The organism is Natronorubrum amylolyticum, assembly GCF_052040145.1.
Lineage (GTDB): Archaea > Halobacteriota > Halobacteria > Halobacteriales > Natrialbaceae > Natronorubrum.
The window spans coordinates 543,906-562,299 of record NZ_JBPPFW010000001.1; the positions used below are offsets into that span (position 1 = coordinate 543,906).

At 66.4% G+C, this 18,394-nt stretch carries 21 protein-coding genes; 10 read left to right on the top strand and 11 right to left on the bottom strand.

Going from position 1 to position 18,394, the window contains the following annotated elements; genetic code table 11:
- The first annotated feature begins 134 nt into the window (after nucleotides 1-134).
- Nucleotides 135-779, top strand: coding sequence for an SDR family oxidoreductase (locus ACSFDB_RS02740; RefSeq protein ID WP_440769510.1), 645 nt, complete (start codon nucleotides 135-137; stop codon nucleotides 777-779).
- Nucleotides 780-899: 120 nt separating this feature from the next.
- Complete coding sequence (locus tag ACSFDB_RS02745) at nucleotides 900-2,048, top strand: acyl-CoA dehydrogenase (RefSeq protein ID WP_440769511.1); 1,149 nt, start codon at nucleotides 900-902, stop codon at nucleotides 2,046-2,048.
- Nucleotides 2,049-2,079: 31 nt separating this feature from the next.
- Here ACSFDB_RS02745 and ACSFDB_RS02750 read toward each other — a convergent pair whose 3' ends face one another.
- The 3 genes from ACSFDB_RS02750 to ACSFDB_RS02760 form a co-directional block, all read right to left on the bottom strand.
- On the bottom strand, nucleotides 2,080-2,301 hold the full coding sequence (locus ACSFDB_RS02750; protein ID WP_440769512.1) for a hypothetical protein: 222 nt from the start codon (nucleotides 2,299-2,301) through the stop codon (nucleotides 2,080-2,082).
- A gap of 64 nt (nucleotides 2,302-2,365) precedes the next feature.
- On the bottom strand, nucleotides 2,366-2,665 hold the full coding sequence (locus tag ACSFDB_RS02755) for a helix-turn-helix transcriptional regulator (RefSeq protein ID WP_440769513.1): 300 nt from the start codon (nucleotides 2,663-2,665) through the stop codon (nucleotides 2,366-2,368).
- Nucleotides 2,666-2,726: 61 nt separating this feature from the next.
- Nucleotides 2,727-3,638, bottom strand: a complete 912-nt coding sequence (locus ACSFDB_RS02760) for a DUF3267 domain-containing protein (RefSeq protein WP_440769514.1) — start codon at nucleotides 3,636-3,638, stop codon at nucleotides 2,727-2,729.
- Nucleotides 3,639-3,777: 139 nt separating this feature from the next.
- Between ACSFDB_RS02760 and ACSFDB_RS02765 the strand changes: the two genes are divergently transcribed.
- Nucleotides 3,778-4,086 carry a DUF7111 family protein gene (locus ACSFDB_RS02765; RefSeq protein ID WP_440769515.1) on the top strand — a complete coding sequence of 103 codons (309 nt, stop codon included), beginning with the start codon at nucleotides 3,778-3,780 and terminating at the stop codon, nucleotides 4,084-4,086.
- A gap of 39 nt (nucleotides 4,087-4,125) precedes the next feature.
- On the opposite strand, the gene ACSFDB_RS02770 is transcribed toward ACSFDB_RS02765, so the two are convergent.
- Nucleotides 4,126-4,494, bottom strand: a complete 369-nt coding sequence (locus tag ACSFDB_RS02770) for a DUF7410 domain-containing protein (protein ID WP_245724173.1) — start codon at nucleotides 4,492-4,494, stop codon at nucleotides 4,126-4,128.
- A gap of 158 nt (nucleotides 4,495-4,652) precedes the next feature.
- On the opposite strand from ACSFDB_RS02770, the gene ACSFDB_RS02775 reads away from it, so the two are divergent.
- A complete protein-coding gene (locus ACSFDB_RS02775) occupies nucleotides 4,653-6,086 on the top strand; it encodes a heme o synthase (RefSeq protein ID WP_440769516.1) in 1,434 nt (477 codons plus the stop codon).
- Nucleotides 6,087-6,145: 59 nt separating this feature from the next.
- Nucleotides 6,146-6,781: a DsbA family protein gene (locus ACSFDB_RS02780; protein ID WP_440769517.1), complete on the top strand. Its 636-nt coding sequence runs from the start codon at nucleotides 6,146-6,148 to the stop codon at nucleotides 6,779-6,781.
- A gap of 250 nt (nucleotides 6,782-7,031) precedes the next feature.
- On the opposite strand, the gene ACSFDB_RS02785 is transcribed toward ACSFDB_RS02780, so the two are convergent.
- Together ACSFDB_RS02785 and ACSFDB_RS02790 are read right to left on the bottom strand one after the other, a co-directional pair.
- Complete coding sequence (locus ACSFDB_RS02785; protein ID WP_440769518.1) at nucleotides 7,032-8,660, bottom strand: potassium channel family protein; 1,629 nt, start codon at nucleotides 8,658-8,660, stop codon at nucleotides 7,032-7,034.
- A 106-nt stretch (nucleotides 8,661-8,766) separates the two neighbouring features.
- Complete coding sequence (locus ACSFDB_RS02790; protein WP_440769519.1) at nucleotides 8,767-9,774, bottom strand: aldo/keto reductase; 1,008 nt, start codon at nucleotides 9,772-9,774, stop codon at nucleotides 8,767-8,769.
- 134 nt (nucleotides 9,775-9,908) lie between these two features.
- Between ACSFDB_RS02790 and ACSFDB_RS02795 the strand changes: the two genes are divergently transcribed.
- Nucleotides 9,909-10,241 carry a HalOD1 output domain-containing protein gene (locus ACSFDB_RS02795; protein ID WP_440769520.1) on the top strand — a complete coding sequence of 111 codons (333 nt, stop codon included), beginning with the start codon at nucleotides 9,909-9,911 and terminating at the stop codon, nucleotides 10,239-10,241.
- A 110-nt stretch (nucleotides 10,242-10,351) separates the two neighbouring features.
- Here the strand turns inward: ACSFDB_RS02795 and ACSFDB_RS02800 are convergent, their stop codons facing one another.
- Both ACSFDB_RS02800 and ACSFDB_RS02805 read right to left on the bottom strand, forming a co-directional pair.
- Nucleotides 10,352-10,921, bottom strand: coding sequence for a GrpB family protein (locus ACSFDB_RS02800; RefSeq protein ID WP_440769521.1), 570 nt, complete (start codon nucleotides 10,919-10,921; stop codon nucleotides 10,352-10,354).
- 90 nt (nucleotides 10,922-11,011) lie between these two features.
- Nucleotides 11,012-11,968 carry a TIGR03557 family F420-dependent LLM class oxidoreductase gene (locus ACSFDB_RS02805; RefSeq protein WP_440769522.1) on the bottom strand — a complete coding sequence of 319 codons (957 nt, stop codon included), beginning with the start codon at nucleotides 11,966-11,968 and terminating at the stop codon, nucleotides 11,012-11,014.
- Nucleotides 11,969-12,176: 208 nt separating this feature from the next.
- On the opposite strand from ACSFDB_RS02805, the gene ACSFDB_RS02810 reads away from it, so the two are divergent.
- A complete protein-coding gene (locus tag ACSFDB_RS02810) occupies nucleotides 12,177-12,443 on the top strand; it encodes an HPr family phosphocarrier protein (protein ID WP_440769523.1) in 267 nt (88 codons plus the stop codon).
- Nucleotide 12,444: 1 nt separating this feature from the next.
- Entirely contained in the window at nucleotides 12,445-14,133 is a 1,689-nt protein-coding gene (ptsP, locus tag ACSFDB_RS02815) for a phosphoenolpyruvate--protein phosphotransferase (RefSeq protein WP_440769524.1), read from the top strand.
- Between the two features lie 15 nt (nucleotides 14,134-14,148).
- On the opposite strand, the gene dhaM is transcribed toward ptsP, so the two are convergent.
- From dhaM to dhaK, 3 genes are read right to left on the bottom strand one after another with little or no spacing between them, the layout of a single operon-like run.
- A complete protein-coding gene (gene dhaM / locus ACSFDB_RS02820) occupies nucleotides 14,149-14,532 on the bottom strand; it encodes a dihydroxyacetone kinase phosphoryl donor subunit DhaM (RefSeq protein ID WP_440769525.1) in 384 nt (127 codons plus the stop codon).
- Nucleotides 14,532-15,266 carry a dihydroxyacetone kinase subunit DhaL gene (dhaL, locus tag ACSFDB_RS02825; RefSeq protein WP_440769526.1) on the bottom strand — a complete coding sequence of 245 codons (735 nt, stop codon included), beginning with the start codon at nucleotides 15,264-15,266 and terminating at the stop codon, nucleotides 14,532-14,534. Before dhaL ends, dhaM begins: the two co-directional genes overlap by 1 nt.
- Before the next feature lie 2 nt (nucleotides 15,267-15,268).
- A complete protein-coding gene (gene dhaK / locus ACSFDB_RS02830; protein WP_440769527.1) occupies nucleotides 15,269-16,273 on the bottom strand; it encodes a dihydroxyacetone kinase subunit DhaK in 1,005 nt (334 codons plus the stop codon).
- A gap of 184 nt (nucleotides 16,274-16,457) precedes the next feature.
- Here dhaK and ACSFDB_RS02835 point away from each other — a divergent pair, with 184 nt between their 5' ends.
- Nucleotides 16,458-17,462, top strand: a complete 1,005-nt coding sequence (locus ACSFDB_RS02835) for an ABC transporter ATP-binding protein (RefSeq protein WP_440769528.1) — start codon at nucleotides 16,458-16,460, stop codon at nucleotides 17,460-17,462.
- A complete protein-coding gene (locus tag ACSFDB_RS02840; protein ID WP_440769529.1) occupies nucleotides 17,459-18,232 on the top strand; it encodes an ABC transporter permease in 774 nt (257 codons plus the stop codon). Before ACSFDB_RS02835 ends, ACSFDB_RS02840 begins: the two co-directional genes overlap by 4 nt.
- Nucleotides 18,233-18,394: the final 162 nt, after the last annotated feature.

The window sequence follows — 18,394 nt, forward strand, 5'->3', positions numbered from 1 at the left end:
CCGTCCAGCATCCGTGAGACGATCATCTCCCGTGGGATTCGACACGACGACTGCGACCGGCCGCGTGTTCCATACGACAACCGCCCGGCGTATTCCGACCCGACGGCTATCCCGACCGCCGGCGAAAGGCGAGCGTGACTCAGACCGTACTCATCGCGGGCGCTCACGGACAGGTCGGACAGCACGTGACAGCCATACTCGGCGAGAGCGATCACGAGGGCAGGGCGATAGTCCGAGACGACGACCAGGTCGCGGAGATGGAGGCTCAGGGGGCCGACGAGACGGTCGTCGCGGATCTGACGGAGACCGTCTCCCACGCGCTCGAGGGCTGTGACTCGATCATCTTCGCGGCCGGCTCCGGCGGTAACGACGTCTACGGCGTCGACCGCGACGGCGCGATCAACCTGATCGAGACCGCCGAGGAGGCGGGCGTCGACCGGTTCGTCATGCTCAGTTCGATGGGAGCCGACGATCCCGAGTCGGGCCCCGACGCGCTCGAGGACTACCTGACGGCGAAGGCCGAAGCCGACGAGTACCTCCGCCAGAGCGGCCTCGAGTACACGATCGTTCGGCCGGGCGAACTGACGAACGACTCCGGGGTCGGAACGATCGAGGTCGGGGACGACATCGGGCTGGACGCCGGCGATATCCCCCGCGAAGACGTGGCGCGGACGCTCGTGATCGCGCTCGAGCACGACGAACTCGTCGGGGAGACGTTCGAGATCCTCTCGGGCGACGAGCCGATCGAGGAGGCCCTCGAGACGATCGCCGCGAACTGATCGTCACTCGGCATCTGCACCCAGTTCGAGGTCCCTCAAGCACTCGGTTCGGCCGGTCAGGCGGTGACACGACCGCGCGCAGCAACAATAATAACAACACGTCGCCCCGAATACTCGCGCATGGACTTCGCACTCTCGGCCGAGCAACAGCAGATCCGAGATATGGTTTCCGAGTTCGTCGACGAGGAGGTCGTCCCCGTCGCGGACGAGATCGATCACGAGGACGAGTATCCCGCCGATCTCGTGAGCGAGATGGCCGAACTGGGACTGATGGGGATGCCGTTCCCCGAGGAGTACGGCGGTGCCGGACTCGACTACCACTCCTACGCGATCGGCCTCGAGGAGATTTCGCGCGGTTCGGGCGGCCTCGGAACGATCGTCGCCGCTCACACCTCGCTCGCGGGCAACATGCTCTACGAGTTCGGCGACGAGTCACAGAAAGAGGAGTATCTGACGCCGCTCGCGGAGGGACGCAACATCGGCGCGTTCGCGCTCTCCGAGGCCGGCGCGGGGAGCGACGTGCCGGCGATGGAAACCACCGCCGAAAAGGACGGAGATGAGTACGTGATCAACGGCGGCAAGCTCTGGATCTCGAACGGCTCCGTCGCGGATACGGTCACGCTGTTCGCCAAGACCGACACCGAGGCGGGCAACAAGGGCATTTCCTCGTTCGTCGTCAAACCCGAGACGGACGACGGCTTCATCGTCGAAGGGACGGAGGACAAACTCGGCGACAAGGGCTGTCCGACGGCCGAACTTCGGTTCGACGACCTGCGTATCCCCGAAGATCGACTGCTCGGCGAGGAGGGCGACGGCTTCGTTCACGCGCTGAAAACGCTCAATGGCGGCCGCATCACGATCGCCGCACGCGGCGTCGGCATCGCCCGCGCGGCCTTCGAGGAGGCCCGTGACTACGCGAACGAGCGCGAGCAGTTCGGCCAGCCGATCGGCGAGTTCCAGTCGATCAAGCACAAGCTGGCGGATATGGACACGAAGATCCAGGCCGCCAGCATGCTGATGCACAAGGCCGCCGACAAGAAAATCCGCGGCGAGAACTACATCAAGGACGCCTCGCAGGCCAAACTCTACGCCTCCGAGGTGAGCCGCGAGGTCGCAAACGAGGGCATTCAGATCCACGGCGGCTACGGCTACACCAAGGACTTCGCCGCCCAGCGCTTCTATCGAGACGCCAAACTCAACGAAATCTACGAGGGTACGAGCGAAGTGCTGCGGAACACGATCGGGGATCAACTGCTCGACGAGGCCTGAACGACCACTACCGTTCGTCGTCCGGCCTCCGCTATTTCCACCACAGAACGTACACCGTGATCGCGATCCCGCCGACGATGCTCAACGTCACGGCCGCGATCAGTCCCAGGACGACGTCGACCTGCAACAGACCGATCACGAGCGCGAGAAACGCCAGTTGAAGGATCGCAAGGACGACGCCGAACCTGAACCAGCCGGTTTCGACTGCTACCGCCGGTCCGTCGCCCGGATCGCTCGCGTCTGGTGCGGACATCGCTTCGGTGATCGTACGCGATGGAGCGGTATAGTTCTCCGCTCCGAACCGAACAGCGGACGACTTAGTCGTCGTCTCGCTCCTCCTCGAGGCACTCCTGGACCCAGTCGTAGTGCTCGCGCACTCGCCGCCTGCCACCGTCGGTGAGCGCGTAGACGTCGTAGATCCCCTCCGTTCGCTTCTCGACGAATCCCGCGTCCACCAGCGCCGCCAGCGAGCCGTAGAACGCCTTCGGCTCGAGGTGGTCGTCGTAGTGGGACTCGAGACGCGATTTCAGCTGCTGGCCGCGCAGTTCGCCCTCGTCCGCGGCGGCGAGCAGGAAACAGATGTCCCGGCGGCGGCCGCTCCGGAGCCACTTGGTCATACCCAGCCTCGACGCGGCAGGCGTTCGAGCGTTACGGTTTCGGGCTCGTCGCCGGAACCGGCTACGCGGAGCCGAGCGACCGGTAGCAGCCGACGGCGACCGCCCAGCAGAGCCCGCCGAGCGCCCCGACGGCGAGCCACAGCGCGGCACCGATCTCGAGGGAAACAGTTCCAGCGTGCGGATCGAGTTCGTGCCGGAAGAGCTGCCACTGACCATCGCTACCGCCGAGTACCACGGTTCCAGAGCCGGCGGCGAGCGAGAGAAACACCACACCGACCAGCGCGATCGAACACGCCGCGAGGGTCCCCACTGCGCCTGTGGCGACCGTCGAGAGCAGCCGCACCCCGGTTCCTCGCTCGAGGGCACGGCCGCTCGAGCCGTAGATCCCGAACCCCTGCGTGTCGCCGTCGGCGAGCGGGGCGACGCGGACGTCCGCGGGGTACTGCAACAGGACGGCGGCCATCCAGAGATCGCCGATCGAACCCGAAGCGTTCGCCGCCAGCGGCACGACCAGCAGTGAGGACGGGTGAACGGTCATCGCGGCGAGACCGACGGTTGTAATTCCGACGAAGGGGGCAAGCAAGACGACGAGCAACTGATTTCGGGTGTAGTTCGTCCCCGCCGTCTCCGCGTAGGCATAGGGAAGCAAAAAGTGCGAGACGCCGACGCCGTAGGTTGGTCGTCCCCCGTAGCGAGCCATGAACGCGCCGTGGAGGAGTTCGTGGGGAACGACGACGAGCGCGACCAGCCCCACCGAGAGGGCGATCCAGACGAGGGCGTCCGACGGCGCGAACGCCGGGATGACGATCGGCTCGAGCGAACTTCCCCGAATTGCGGCGAGCACGTGCGCGAAGCCGTAGGCGAAGCCGAAGAAGCCGACCGCAGAAACGACCGCCCACTGGATCGCGACCGACCGCGTCTTGCGAAACGTCGCGATCGGTCGCGGTGACTCGCGGGACTCCGTTCGACTCACGACCACATCCTGTCGGCGGTCGAAAATATCGGTGTCGATTCCTCGCCGCCGTTGTACGCTTCGAGTCCGCTTTCCTCCGGGCCGGTGGGGACTCGCCGGAACCGATAGCTTCCCGGTCTTCCGTCCGCGAGTGTCGACCATGACCGACGACCGAACGGCCGAGGCCAACGGCATCACGGCGACCTACGACGAGACCGAGACCGAACGCGTCCTCGAGTTCGCGGTAACCGGCGACGGGACGGATTCCCAGGCTCGAACCGGTTCGAGCGCCGCAATCGCCCAGAACCGCGAGGGCTACGCCATGCTGAAGGTGCGACCGACGGCCGACGGCGACGAACTCGAGCGCTACTACGGGTTCGACATGGCGCTCGACCACGCCGGGGAGTTGCTGGGCGTCTCCCCGCACGATCTTCCGATTCCGACGGCGGCCGAAGATATGGGGATGTAGGACCGATTGCGGGCGTACCAGAAGCCGCCACCTCGCACTTCACGTAACGACCGCGTACAGAAACAGCATGCAGAAGTAGAGGAGGAGGAGCGTCCCGAGCGCCTGCAGCCGGAACCAGCGAATGTCCGTCCCTTCGTCGGCGTACGCGCGTTCGAACGCGGCCCGTTCGCGGTCGGAGAGCCTCGAGGGGTGCTCGAGTCCGCGGTGCAATGTCTCGAACCGCTCGTCGTGGAACGGCTGGTGACAGTACGGACAGCGCGCGGCCGGCTCGTCGCCGCGGACGGCTGTCTCCGGACCGGTATCGCGGATCGTCGGCCCCGGATCATCATCACCGCTGCACCCGGGAGCGTTCGTCGCGCGAGAGGCATCGGACGGAGACACCGTCTCGGACGGTACGTGACCATCCATTATCGTTGCTCGCCCTCGTTTCATCGATCGTGATTACCGGCCTGGAGAGACGTCGGACCGAACCGATTCGGTCCTACTGCCGGTCGAGACCGACCGGAGAGCGGGAAAAAGCGGGACTCATAAATACGCAGAGTCGAACGATTCAGACGAGAACAGTCGTGGCAACCACATCGTCGCCGTTTCCCCGGCCGATCGGCAGCCGACAACGCTTTTCCGCGCTCCTCGCAGCGACCGCGCTCGGGGTCTACCTCCTGTTGATCATCGGCGCAACGACCTCGCTGACGAACGCGGCGTCGGCGTGTTCGACCTGGCCGACCTGCCACGCGCCGGCTGATCCGCTGAGTCAGACCGAACTCCTCGTCGCCTGGGGCCACCGCCTCGCGGCGGTCGTCGTCGGGCTACTCGTCGCCGCCACGGCCGTCACGGCGGTCCTCGGCGACGTTTCGAGTCGCGTCCGATGGACGATCATCGCCGCTGCCGTCCTCTACGTGATTCAGGTCGGCGTCGGCGCCGCGACCGCCATCTTCGGACCCGCGGCGATCGTTCCAGGACTCCACCTCACGCTCGGGCTCGTGATCTTCACGGGCATCGTGCTCGCGCTCGCCTGGGACCTCGAACTCGCGACCGGCGAGGCAGACGACGCGATCGATCAACCCGAGCCGCTCGAGTCCGTAACCGCCGAGGGAGAGACTCCCGCGTCACGTCCGCTTCCCACCGGACGGCTCGCTCGAGCGCGGCTCACCGCCTTCGCCTACTTCAAGATGATGAAGCCGCGGCTGATGTGGCTGCTCTGTCTCGTCGCCGCCGCGGGGATGGCGCTCGCAGCCGGTCCCGCGCTGACCGTCTCGACGATCGTCGCCACGCTCGGCGGCGGCGTCCTCGCTATCGGCGCGAGCGGGACGTTCAACCACGTGCTCGAGCGCGACCTCGACCAGAAGATGTCCCGAACCGCCGACCGACCGCTGGCGACCGAGCTGATTCCGGTCCGGAACGCGATGGCTTTCGGCGTGTTGCTGACGATCGCCTCGCTGGCGACCTTCCTGACGATCAATCTCCTCGCGGCCGCGCTCGGACTCGCCGCGATCGTCTTCTACAGCGTCGTCTACACGCTCGTGCTCAAACCCAACACGGTCCAGAACACGGTCATCGGCGGCGCCGCCGGCGCGCTCCCGGCGCTCATCGGCTGGGCCGCCGTGACGAACGAGATCGGCTGGCCGGCGCTCGCGCTCGCGGGCGTGATCTTCCTCTGGACGCCGGCGCACTTCTACAACCTCGCGCTGGCGTACAAGGACGACTACGCTCGCGGCGGCTTCCCGATGATGCCCGTCGTGCGCGGCGAGACCGAGACCCGAAAGCACATCGTCTACTACATCGCGGCGACGCTCGTCTCGACGATTGCACTCGCCTGGATCACCGATCTCGGCGCGCTGTACGCGGCGACGGTCGCGATATTCGGCGGGATCTTCCTCTGGTTCGCCATCCGGCTCCACTTCGAGCAGACCGAGGCCGCGGCGTTCCGGTCGTTCCACGCCTCGAACGCCTTCCTCGGCGCCGTCCTCATCGCGGTGCTGATCGACGCGCTCGTGATCTGAGACGAACGTCCCATGGCGTTCCGACATTCCTAACCGCGCCCCGTTCCTACCGACAGCCAATGCACCGCCGATCGTTTCTCGCCGTCACCGTCGGCACCGCCCTGACTGCCGGACTGGCCGGCTGTACGTCGCTGCTCGGTGAACAGTATCCGGAGGAGTTGGAGGACGTCGAACCCGACCGAGAGCTTCCGGAACCGACGCTCGGCGACGGTGACGTGACCGTCGAGGTCTACACCGATTTCACCTGCCCGTCCTGTCACAGCTTTCAGGCGGACGTCTTCCCGACGCTCGAATCGGAGCTGATCGAACCCGACGAGATCACGTACCGTCACACCGACTTCCCGATCCCCGTCGAGGACGAGGCCGTCTCGATGGCGAACGCCGCTCGAGCGGTCCAGAGCGAAACCATGACCGACGACGAGCCGGCCGGAGAATTCTTCGCGTACAAGCGGGTGCTGTACGAGAACGACTATACGAGCGACGAGGACCTCGCGACGGCCGCGGCAGACGTCGGCGTCGACGCCGACGTCGTCACCGAGGCGCTCGAGAACGGAACGTACTACCCGACGATCGCCGCCGACCGAGAACGCGGCGAGGACGCCGGCATCGAGGGAACGCCGTCGGTCGTCGTCGACGGCGAGGAGGTCGACCCCGACGCTGACGACATTCTCGCGGCTGTCAACGACGCTGCGTAGCGTCCGCAGTCGGGCGGAGTCGAACGCGAGTCAAGGGTAGTCCGAGCGACGGTCCCGCCGAACAACCGGGCGATTGCGCCCGTCAGCTCGGGTCGACCGCGACTCGAGTGCGTCGATCACCTCGTCGTACCCTGCGACGGCAGGCCGTCGTTCGCTTTGACCGTGTATTCCGCACGACACGACGACGGTGACTAAGTCCTGCCACACCGTTCGATGGCTCACGAAACGCCGCCGTCGGCTCCCGACCACCTCACCGGGAAGCGGCGATGAATCGATTGACAGTCTCGTCGCTGCCGGCGACGATGACGCTGTCGTCTCGCTGGATCGTAAACTCGGGGCCGAGATCGGTTAGCAACTCGCCGTCCCGTTCGGCCGCGACGACCGTACACCCCAGCCGTGCGCGGATGTCGAGGTCGCCCAGCGTTTGGCCGGCGAACTCGGGTGCGGTCGTCCGGACGATCTCGAACTGCGTTTCCGGCGTCAGCACCTCCTCGTCCTCGAGCAGGATCGAGGAGAGTATCCGTCCCGTCACCGTCGACAGGGCGAGGACGTACTCGGCGCCCGCCCGGTAGAGCTTTCGGACGGTTTCGGTCTCGTTGGCTCGCGCGATCACCTCGGTTTCGGGAGCCACGTTCTCGAGGATGAGCGTCGCGTAGATGGCGGCCGTATCGTCGTCGAGTGAGAGGACGATCGACCGGGCGCTCCCGATATCCGCAGCCTCGAGCGTGTCTTCGTCGGTCACGTCTCCGACGACATCGATGCCGAGGTCTTCGCGTCTGTCGATAACCGTCTGGGAGATCCCTTCCGCCTCGAGCGTGTCGCTGACTGTCCGGCCGACTTCTCCGTAGCCGCCGATGACGACCCGGAAGGTGCGTTCTTCCGCGGGCGAGAGCGTTCGTGCGGTCAGTTCCGTAAGCATCTCGTGAGAGCCGGCGACGAGCAGAATCGTGTGCTCGGTGATCGTCATCTCGGGATCCGGTGCGGGAACGAATTCGCCGTTGAACCACGCGCCGATCACGTTGATGCCCATGCGGTTGCGTATGCCTGACTCGGCGATCGTTCGACCGGCGAGATCACTGTCGCGCTCGACGAGGAACTCGGTGATCTCGAACTGTTCGTCGAGTTCGATCGTCTCCTGAAGTTCGGTGGTGACCGACATCGCAGCCTTCGCTGCGAGGCTGTGGCCGAGGACCTGTCGCGGCCGAACGACGACGTCCGCACCCGCGTAGCGATGGTAGGTCTCGGCGGCTTCGTCCTCGGCGACGCTTACGATCTGGATCTCGTCGGTGAGTTCCCTCGCGGTGAGGATCACCTCGGGATTGGCCTCGTCGGAGATGTCGACCACGAGCGCACGGGCGTCGTCGATGTTCGCCGCCCGAAGCGTTTGTTCTTGCTCCGGATCACCCACCATCGCCTCGATGCCGGCGGCGGTGAGGGCCGTGACGGTTTCCGGGTCGTCGTCGACGAAGATGGACGGAACGCCCGCGGCCTCGAGTTCGTCCCTGAGAACGTCTTCGCGTTCCCTGTGCGAACAGATGATGACGTGGTCGGTGAGATCCGTCGACTCCGCCGGCTGCGTCGCAAGCGCCCGCTGAAAGAGCGGCACGACGAACAGTGGCAGCGCGAGAAAGACGAGTAACACGCCGCTTAAGTTCATTCCGATAACGATGAGATTCATCGGGGCGCTGTTCCAGGCGTCCGTGTCGCCGCCGAACCCGGCGGTCGTCAGCGACTCGATAACGACCTGAATCGACTCGTAGATCGTTCGCTCCTCGCCCTCGAACGTCTGCATTCCCCACTGATAGATGAAACCGTAGGCGATTACGATCCCGAAAACAGCGACGAGCGACAGCGCGATTCGTCGCCACCACGTGTTCATCGGGGTAACTATTACTGTTAGCGGTATGAAACCTACTGCTTTCCTGGTTCGCTATCCGGGCATTGGGACAGCAATACGTGCTCGATGGCCCGCTCGAGCTCTCACTTTACTCGTCGTCGTTTCGGGCCGCGTCGATCCGCTCGAACTGCTCGTCTGTGAGGTCGATCTCGACCGCACCAACGTTCTCTGCGAGTTGGTCGGGCGTGCGCGCACCGACGATCGGCGTGCAGGTGAACCGATCCTGGTCCATCAGCCACCGCAGGGAGACCTGCGCCGGCGTGGCGTCGACCTCGCTCGCGACTGACTCGACGGCCTCGAGGACGTCCCAGGCGCGGTCCGTCGCGTAGCGGTCCTCGAACAGGTCGTCCAGGCTGGCGCGGGAGCCGTCCGGCGCTTCGACGGAGCCGTCTTCGGCCTGCTCGTACTTCCCCGTCAGGAAACCGCCGCCGAGCGGCGAGTACGGACAGACCGAGAGGTCCTGGTCGGCGCAGACGTCGAGATAGTCGCCGACGACGTCGTAGTGGGCCGCGTTGACCATCGGCTGCGTGACGTCGAAGCGCTCGAGACCCTCGACGTCGCTGGTCCACAGCGCCTTGGTGAGCTGCCAGGCGGCCATCGTACTCGCGCCGAGGTGGTTGACTTTGCCCTCGCGGACGAGGTCCGAAAGGACCGACATCGTCTCCTCGATCGGCGTCTCTTCGTCCCAGCGGTGGATGTAGTACAGGTCGAGGTAGTCGGTGCCGAGTCGCTCGAGGGTGCCCTCGATCTGGGCGCGAATGTGCTTGCGCCCGAGTCCGGAGTCGTTGGGTCCGGGGTCGCCCCAGCCGTTGAACGGGAAGTAGACCTTCGAGGCGATGACGAGGTCCTCGCGGTCGATGTCGTCGCGCGCTTCGAGCCACTCGCCGATCCACTCCTCGCTGGTGCCGTCCGGGTCGCCGTAGACGTTGGCGGTGTCGATGAAGTTGATGCCGTGATCCCAGGCCGCATCGAGCAGTTCGTGGGCCTCTTCGCGGTCGGTCTCGACGACGCCACCGGTCTCGCGTCCGAATCGCCAGGTACCGTAACAGAGTCTCGAGACGGTCGTCCCCGTGTTGCCGAGCGTGGTGTACTCCATGGAGAGGCGTTTCGTCCGCCAGCGGGAAAACGGTAGGGAAGCGGCGAATCGCTCCCGATCGTCGCGTGTGTTGATCGGGGTGCTTGCAGGTCCATGGCGAGGCGTCTTATTCGTGCCACCAGCTACGTCCGACGATGGAACCGAACGAGTCGGCCGTCCGCGAACTCGGATCGGCGGAGTCACCGGAACCGATTGTCCACGAGTACGACGCCGAGACGCCGGCCAGCACGGCCGTTGTTCACGCGATCTGTGCCGTCACGAACGTCGACCCGCACGATGCCCCGACCGAACTCGGATTCGTCCTCTACGAACACGTCGATCCGGGGGCGCTCGATACGCTCCTCGGCGACGGAACCGGCGACGGCGAGACGGTCGTCTCGTTCGAGATCGCGGGCGAGCAGACGTACGCGGTCGATATTTCCGACGACGGCCGTATCGAAGTCCGGCGGTCGCGCTCGTCGGGCTGACCCTCCGAACACCGTCACAAATTCGATCGGACTGATTCACACGTGTCGTTCGCGATCTACCGGGTTCGGGTCCGATAACTGGTTCCTCGGTCCAGTGTCGGTCGATCCGACTAGCGATGGACGGTGGGGACCGAGAACTCGAACGATACTGTGTCGTCCGTCCGGGCGACCTCGAGTACGCGTTCGACGAACGCGGTCTTCCCCGTCGAGTAGGCGACGAGGTCGTCGTGCTCGGCCGCCAGATCTCGTTTCAGCGCCTCGTACTCCGAACGGAGTTCGGGGCGTGCAACGAGAACGTCCCGCGTAACCACGCTGACCTTCCAGCCGTCGTCCGACGCCGCGAAGACGTGGTCGTTGAACCGTCGGCCGTTCTCGCGTCGAAAGACGGGATGCCACTCGTCGCTGTTCTCGTGCCTGTCGCCGCCGAGTTCGGACTCGAGCGTTCGGGAGATCGCATCCACAGCGTCGTCCGCGACGACGATGTCGAGATCGACGATATCCTTCGCGGCGAGGCCCGGTACGGCGGTCGAGCCGACGTGTTCGATTCGGTCGACGGCGGACTCGAGCGCCGCGTCGCGGAGCGCGTCGGTCACGCGCTCGCGTTCGGCATCGAAGCGCTCGCGCCACGCGTCGTGTCTGGACGGAACGAGTTCGATCGGATCCTCGTTCGGACTGACCATTGTTTCGCAGACACGTGTCCAGTACTTGAACGTTTGGCTCGAGCGGTGACCGAGCCGATGACGAAGCGCAGAAAGCGGCTGAAATTGACCCTACTGGACCGACGGCAGAACCTCGTCCTCGTAAAATTCGATCGCCAGCTCCTGGTCGGGTCCGATCTGGTGGAAGTAGACGTGATCGTAGCCGGCGTCGATCGCCTGCTCGATGCTATCGATGTGATCCTGCGGGTCCGGACTGGTCGTCGTGCCGGATTCCGCAATATCCTCCTTTTCGACCAGCTGTGCGGCCTGCTCGAAGTGGGCCGGCGTGGGCAGTACCTGTGAGAGTTCGCCCGGCATGGAGCCGTTGGGCCAGTACTCGTAGACGGTGTCGACGGCCTCGTCTTCCGTTTCGGCGTAACAGCCGTGGAGTTGCGTGTATTTGGGGCCGTCGCCGCCGCCGTCCTCGTACGCTTCGACCGGCGCTTCCTTCGGGCCGGAACACCAGAGGCCGTCGGTGTTCTCGGCGACCCACTCGGCCGTCTGCGGGCCGAACGCGCTCCCGATCGTCGTCGGCTGCTCGTCGGGACAGGTGTAGAGGCGAGCGTTCTCGACCGTGAAGTGCTCGCCGTGGTGGCTGACAGTCTCGCCCGTCCAGAGTGTCCGCATTACGTCCATCGCCTCGTCCAGCATCTCGAGGCGGACGTCGTGTTCGGGCCAGCGCTCGCCCGTGACGTGTTCGTTCAGGTTCTCACCGGTGCCGACGCCGAACGTGAACCGGTCGCCGAACATCTCGTCGACGGTCGCCACGGCGTGGGCGACGTTGATCGGATGAATTCGGATCGTCGGACAGGTGACGCCGACGCCGACCTCGATGTCGTCGGTCGCTTCGGCGATACCACCCAGCGTCGACCAGACGAACGGGGACTCGCCCTGTGCGGAAACCCACGGGTGGAAGTGGTCCGAAATCGAGAGGAAGTCGAACCCGGCGTCCTCGGCGCGCCGGGCGATATCGACTAGTTCGCTCGGGCCGTGCTCCTCGCTTGAGAGGGTGTAGCCGATCTGGGTCATTCCCGCGTCGCTACCACGAATCGGCGCGTAATGGTTCGGCTTGCGAGGGCTACGGGGATCAGTCCCCCGTTCTGGAGCCGACAGTGGCGGCGAAGACCCCGACCCGCGATCGAGGCGAGCGACGACCGTTTTACGTCGATCGGGGCCCTACGGACGGTATGGAACCGAACCGCCAGCCGACGGATCCCGAACGCCCTCGAGGTCGTGCATGATCGAGCGGTCGCTGACCGTCGTCCCGGAGAACGGACTGCACGCGCGCCCGGCAGCGCGGTTCGTCTCGACGGCGAGCCAGTTCGACAGCGCGATCGAGGTGTCGACGGCGGACGGCGATCCCGTCGACGCGAGCAGCATGCTCGCCGTCACCGGGCTGAACGTCCGCGGCGGCGAGCAGGTCCGCCTCACCGTCGACGGCCCGGACGAGGACGCCGCGTTCGAGGCGCTCGAGGAGATCCTGACGACCCCGGAGGAGGAGTGAGGTGAGCGGAACGAACGGCGAGCGACTACTCGAGGGAACCGGCGTGACGCCGGCCACCGGCGTGGGCCCCGTCCACTGGCTCGCGGCGGACCTCGAGTTGCCGGAGCCGCCCGATGCCGACGCCGTCGATCGGTCGAGCGAGCGCGAACGGGTCGCCGACGCTCGCGAGCGCGCGCTCGAAGCGCTCGAACGCGAACGGGCGGCGGCCGCCGAGCGCGTCGGCGAGAGCGAGGCGGAGATCTTCGACGCGCACGCGGCGTTCCTGACCGATCCCCAACTCGAGGACGGCATCGACGAGGCGGTCGACGACGGGCTTCCGGCCGAACACGCCGTGCGGGCGGCGTTCGAGGATCCGATCGCGCAGTTCGAGGCGATGGAAGGGCCGATGGCCGACCGCGCAGACGACCTTCGGGACGTTCGCGACCGGCTCGTTCGCGAACTTCTCGGACGAGAGACGGCGGCGATTCCGGCCGGAAGCGTCCTCCTCGCCGAGCGACTGACGCCGAGCGACACGGCCGGACTCGACCCCGATTCCGTCGCCGGCGTCGCGACGGTCACCGGCGGGCGGACCGCCCACGCGGCGATCCTCGCGCGAGCGCTCGGTCTCCCCGCCGTCGTCGGCGTCGGCGAGGCGTTACGCGCGCTCGAGGCGGGAACCCCGGTGGTCGTCGACGGCGAGCGGGGTCTCGTGATCGCCGATCCCGACCCCGAAACGCGGGATCGAGCGGGACGCGACCGACGCGTCGAACCGATCGCAGAGCCCGTCGAAACCGCCGACGGCCGGCCGATCGAGGTCGCGGCGAACGTCGGCGGCGACGATTTCGCGGCCGCCGCGACCCAGGGTGCCGACGGGATCGGACTCTTTCGAACGGAGTTCCTCTTCCTCGATCGCGACGAGCCGCCGACCGAGGACGAACAGTACGAGGCCTACGCTGACGCACTCGAGACGTTTCCCGACGGACGGGTGATCGTCCGCACCCTCGACGTCGGCGGGGACAAGCCGCTGCCCTACCGCGAGGGCGCGTCCGAGCGGAATCCGTTTCTGGGCGCGCGGGGGATTCGGGTCGCCCTCGAGGAGCTGTCGGATCTCTTCGAGACGCAGCTGCGGGCGATCTGCCGGGCGGCCGCGACCGAAAGCGGGGGCGAACTCGCAGTGATGTTTCCGATGATCACGACGGTCGAAGAACTCGAGGAAGCGCAGGCCCGGCTCGAGGCCGCCGCGTCGGCGTTGGCCGACGAGGGCATCGAGTACGAACGCCCAACTACCGGCGTGATGATCGAGACGCCGTCAGCCGTCTTTATCGCCGACGAACTCGCCGCGCGCGTCGACTTCCTGAGCATCGGGACGAACGACCTCACCCAGTACGTGATGGCCGCCGATCGGGAGAACGAGCGCGTCGCCGACCTGCAAGATCCGTTGCACCCCGCGGTGCTCCGGGCGATCGACCGGACGACGAGCCACGGCGACGACGCGTGGGTCGGCGTCTGCGGTGAACTGGCCGGCGATTCGGCGGTAACCGAGCTCCTGATCGGCCTCGGCGTCGAAGAGCTGAGCACGAGTCCGATCGCGATCCCGGCGGTCAAACGCCGGGTTCGGGAGGTCGAGTCGGCGGAGGCGCGGACGCTCGCCGACCGCGCGCTCGAGGCGGAGACGCGCGACGCGGTCGCGACGCTGCTGGACGACGAGTAGTTCAGTTCTCAGGCCTCAGACCTTCGAGACGTCGCGGGCCTCCTCGGCGGCCTCACGAACGCTCTCGACGGTGGCCGAGGGCGATGTCGCGGCGACCGCCGCGTTGAGCGCCCCCTCGAGGACCGGTGCGTCGGCGATGACGACGTCGTCGACGTCGGCCATCTCGATCGCGAGTTCGGCGTTCATCACGGCGCTCCCAAGATCGACGAGGACGACCACGCCGTCGCCGTCGGACGCGGCCTCGATCGCCTCCCTGATAGGGTCCGGGCTGGTGCCGATCCCGCCGTCGGGATCGCCGCCGGCGTACTCGAGGGCGCCGTCGCCGCTCATCTCGCGGGCGATCTCGCAGATTCCCTCGGCGGCGTTGGCGCTGTGGGAGACGACGACGATGCCGACCATCAGTCGTCACCCTCGCCCGGACTCTCGGCCTCGAGTTCCGCGGGATCGACGTCCGCTTCGGCGTCGATCTCGCGTTCGATCTCGCCGTCGAGCTCTTCGGCTGCGACTGCGAGTAGCTCCTCCAGAATCACGAGCGTGCTCGTCGCGCCGGGGTCCTGATGGCCGACTGAGCGCCAGCCCAGGTAGGAAGCCCGCCCTTTCTTCGCGCGGATCGGCGTCGTGAACTCGACGCCGCGTTGGGCAGCGTCGACCGCCTTGGCCAACGCCTCGAGCGGGTCGAGATCGTCGACTTCGATCGATTTCTTGTAGGTGTGGACGGCGGGAGTGAGCGCGTCGACCATCGTCTTGTCGCCCACCGACGCCTTCCCGCGGCTCTCGACGGTCTCGAGGTAGGCCTCGGCGAAAGCGACGCTGGAATCGGCCGTGATCCCGCCCTCGAGTTCCTGGCTCGCGCTCATGATCGAGCCGCCGTAGAGCGGACCGGACGCGCCGCCGATCGTCGAGACGAGGGTGACGCCGATCGTCTTGACGACGTCGGCCGGATCGTCGGCGTCGTTCTCAGACACCTTCTCGAGGGCCGCCTGAAAGCCGCGGTTCATGTTCGCGCCGTGGTCGGCGTCGCCGATCGCCGAGTCCAGTTCGGTGAGCGTCTCTTTCTCTTCGGCAAGCCGATCGGCGACGGCCTCGAGTGCAGTGACGACGAGGTCACACTGTCGCTCGAACTCCTCCGGCATGCTTATTCCCCGCCGGTGACCGTCAGTCCGGGGGTTTCGACCGGGTAGGCGAGCAGCTCTTTGAGCTCGTCGTCGAGTTCGAGCAGCGTGATCGAACAGCCCTCCATATCCAGCGACGTCATGTAGTCGCCGACCCGGGCGTTCCAGGTCTCGATGCCCGCCTCGCCGAGCAGTTCCTGCAGCCGACGGTTGACGACGTAGAGCTCCATCAGCGGCGTCCCGCCCATGCCGTTGACGATCGTGGCGACCTCCGCGCCCTCCTCGAGGTCGAGGTCATCGAGGACGGCCTCGGTGAGGTGATCGGTAATCTCGTCGGCGCTCATGGTGTCGGTTCGCTCGGTGCCGGGTTCGCCGTGGATGCCGATGCCGAGTTCGATCTCGTCTTCGCCCAGGTCGAACGTCGGCTCGCCCTTTTCGGGCGTGACACACGAGGTCAGGGCCATCCCCATCGTCCCGACGCGATCGTTGGTCTTCTCGGCGAGGCGTTTGACCTCCTCGAGGTCGTCACCACGGTGGGCGGCCGCGCCGGCGACCTTGTGGACGAAGATCGTTCCGCAGACGCCGCGTCGACCCGACGTGTACAGCGAGTCCTCGACGGCGACGTCGTCGTCGACGACGACGGTCTCGACTTCGACGTCCGACTCCATCCCGGCCATCTCGACGGCGGTTTCGAAGTTCATCACGTCGCCCTCGTAGTTTTTGATGACGCAGAAAACGCCCTCGCCACCGTCGCAGGCCTGGATCATCTCGCTCAACTGGTCGGCCGTCGGCGAGGTGAACACCGCGCCGGCCGCCGCGCCGTCGAGCATCCCGTCACCGATGTAGCCGGCGTGGGTCGGCTCGTGGCCGCTCCCACCGCCGGAGACGATGCCGACTTTTCCCTCGACCGGCGCATCTTCGCGGACGACGACCTCCGTCTCCTCGAGTCGCCGCAGGTCGTGAGCGGCAACCATTCCCTCGAGCATTTCGTCGACGACATCGTCGGACTCGTTGATGAGTTTCTTCATGAAAGACCTTTATGTACATATGGATACAAACGCTGATAAACGTTCTCGTGATTTCTCCTTCGGTCGAGACGACGTCTTCATCTGCGAGCGTCGTTCTGCACCGCATCGAGCGCGGAGCCGAGCCGCAACACGGACGGCGTGACGAATCGAACTTCTTACCCGCAACCGACCGATACCGGCCCGTATGGAAGCCGAAGCCGTGGTCGAAGCGACGGACCTCGAGAAAACCTACGGCGAGACGGTGGCGCTATCGGGGGCATCGCTCTCCGTCGCGGGCGGCGAGGTCTTCGCACTGATCGGCCCGAACGGGGCCGGGAAGACGACGCTCGTTCGCGCGCTGACGGGAACGACGGATCCCGACTCGGGATCGGCTCGAGTGCTCGGCGACGCGCCGGCGGACATCGACCGGGACCGCCTCGGGGTCCTCCCGCAGGAGTTCTCTCCGCCGGATCGTCTGAGCGCGCGCGAGCTGCTCTCGTACTACGCCGGCCTGTACGACGACCCACGGGATCCCGACGAAGTGCTCGCCGACGTCGGCCTCGCGGATACCGGTGACACCTGGTACGAAGAGCTCTCGGGCGGCCAGCAACGCCGCGTCTGCGTCGGCTCGACGCTGGTCAACGACCCCGACGTGCTCTTTCTCGACGAACCGACGACGGGGATCGACCCGGCCGGCCGGCGGACGGTCTGGCGGCTGATCGAGGACCTCGCGGCGGGCGGGACGACCGTCGTCCTCACCACCCACGACATGGCCGAAGCCGAGCGGCTGGCCGACCGCGTCGGCCTGCTCGCCGACGGCTCGCTCGTCGCTCGCGGGACGCCAGATGCGCTGATCAGCGAGTACGGCGGCTCGAGTCGCCTCACCATCGAGACGGTCGCAACTCTCGACGCGTTCGCCGACCTCGAGTTTCCCGTCGACCGACCGGAACCGGGTCGACGTCGGGATCGAAATTCGGAGGGGGCGATCATCGTCCGCGATATCGAACCGGCGGCGATCGGTACGGTCGTCGACTACCTCGAGGATCGCGGCCTCGAGTACACCGGCCTCTCGTGGGCCGAACCCGACCTCGAGGACGTCTACCTCGCGCTCGCGGATCGGACGGAACTCGAGCGAACTGCTAGCGCTGGCGGCGAGGCTGCCGACGAGGCCGGCGCCGACGACATCGCTCACGCGGGTGAGACGGCGTGAGCCGACTGCGTCGCATTCGGGCCGAGACCAGCGCGGGCTGGCGCTCGTTCGTCCGTCGCCGAACCGCGGTCTTCTTCACCTTCTTCTTCCCGGTGATTCTGATCGTCATCTTCGGCGCGCTCGTGCGAACTGATCCGACCGGCGAGGGGTTGTTCACGGAGCCGCCGGCGTACTACGTGCCGGCGTATCTCGCCGTCGTCGTCCTTTTCACGCCACTCTCACGGATGGGCAGCGAGGTCGCGCGCCACCGCGAGGGGAACCGCTTCGAGAAACTCGCGACGACGCCGGTGACTCGCGGCGAGTGGCTGCTCGCCCAGACGCTGGTCAACGCCGTCATCATCGGCCTCGCGAGCGTGCTCATCCTCGCGCTCGTGGTCGTCCTGACCGGCGCCGAGATCGCGTTCTCGCCGTGGCTCGTTCCGTACATCCTCGTCGGTGTCGTCTGTTTCTGCGGCATCGGCGCGATGCTCGGCAGCTACACCGACTCCCAGGACGGCGCTATCGCCGCGAGCAACGCCATCGGCCTCCCGCTACTGTTCCTCTCGGAGACGTTCATCTCGCTCGAGCAACTCCCCGGCTGGTTCGAACCGCTCGTGAACGTCTCGCCGCTGACGTACTTCGCTCGCGGCGTTCGGGCGGCAACCTTCCCCGAGGCCGGGACTGCTGACGTAGCGGGTCTCGAGCCCGTAGTGGCGAACTTCGCTATTTTGGCTGTGCTGGCCGTCGTCGCCTTCGGTCTCGGCGCACGGTCGATCCCGCGGACGGACTGAGGGCGGTCGTTCTCGAGTGGTGGGTATCGTTCGGGGAACTGGCCGACGGCGGGGCTGACTCGAGCCGAAAAGTAACACTATTGTGCGGGCATCTCATATCCCGCAACTGGAGTCCCCAAGTGAACGCAGTTCTGCTGGAACTGCGAGTACTCGAGGATGAAC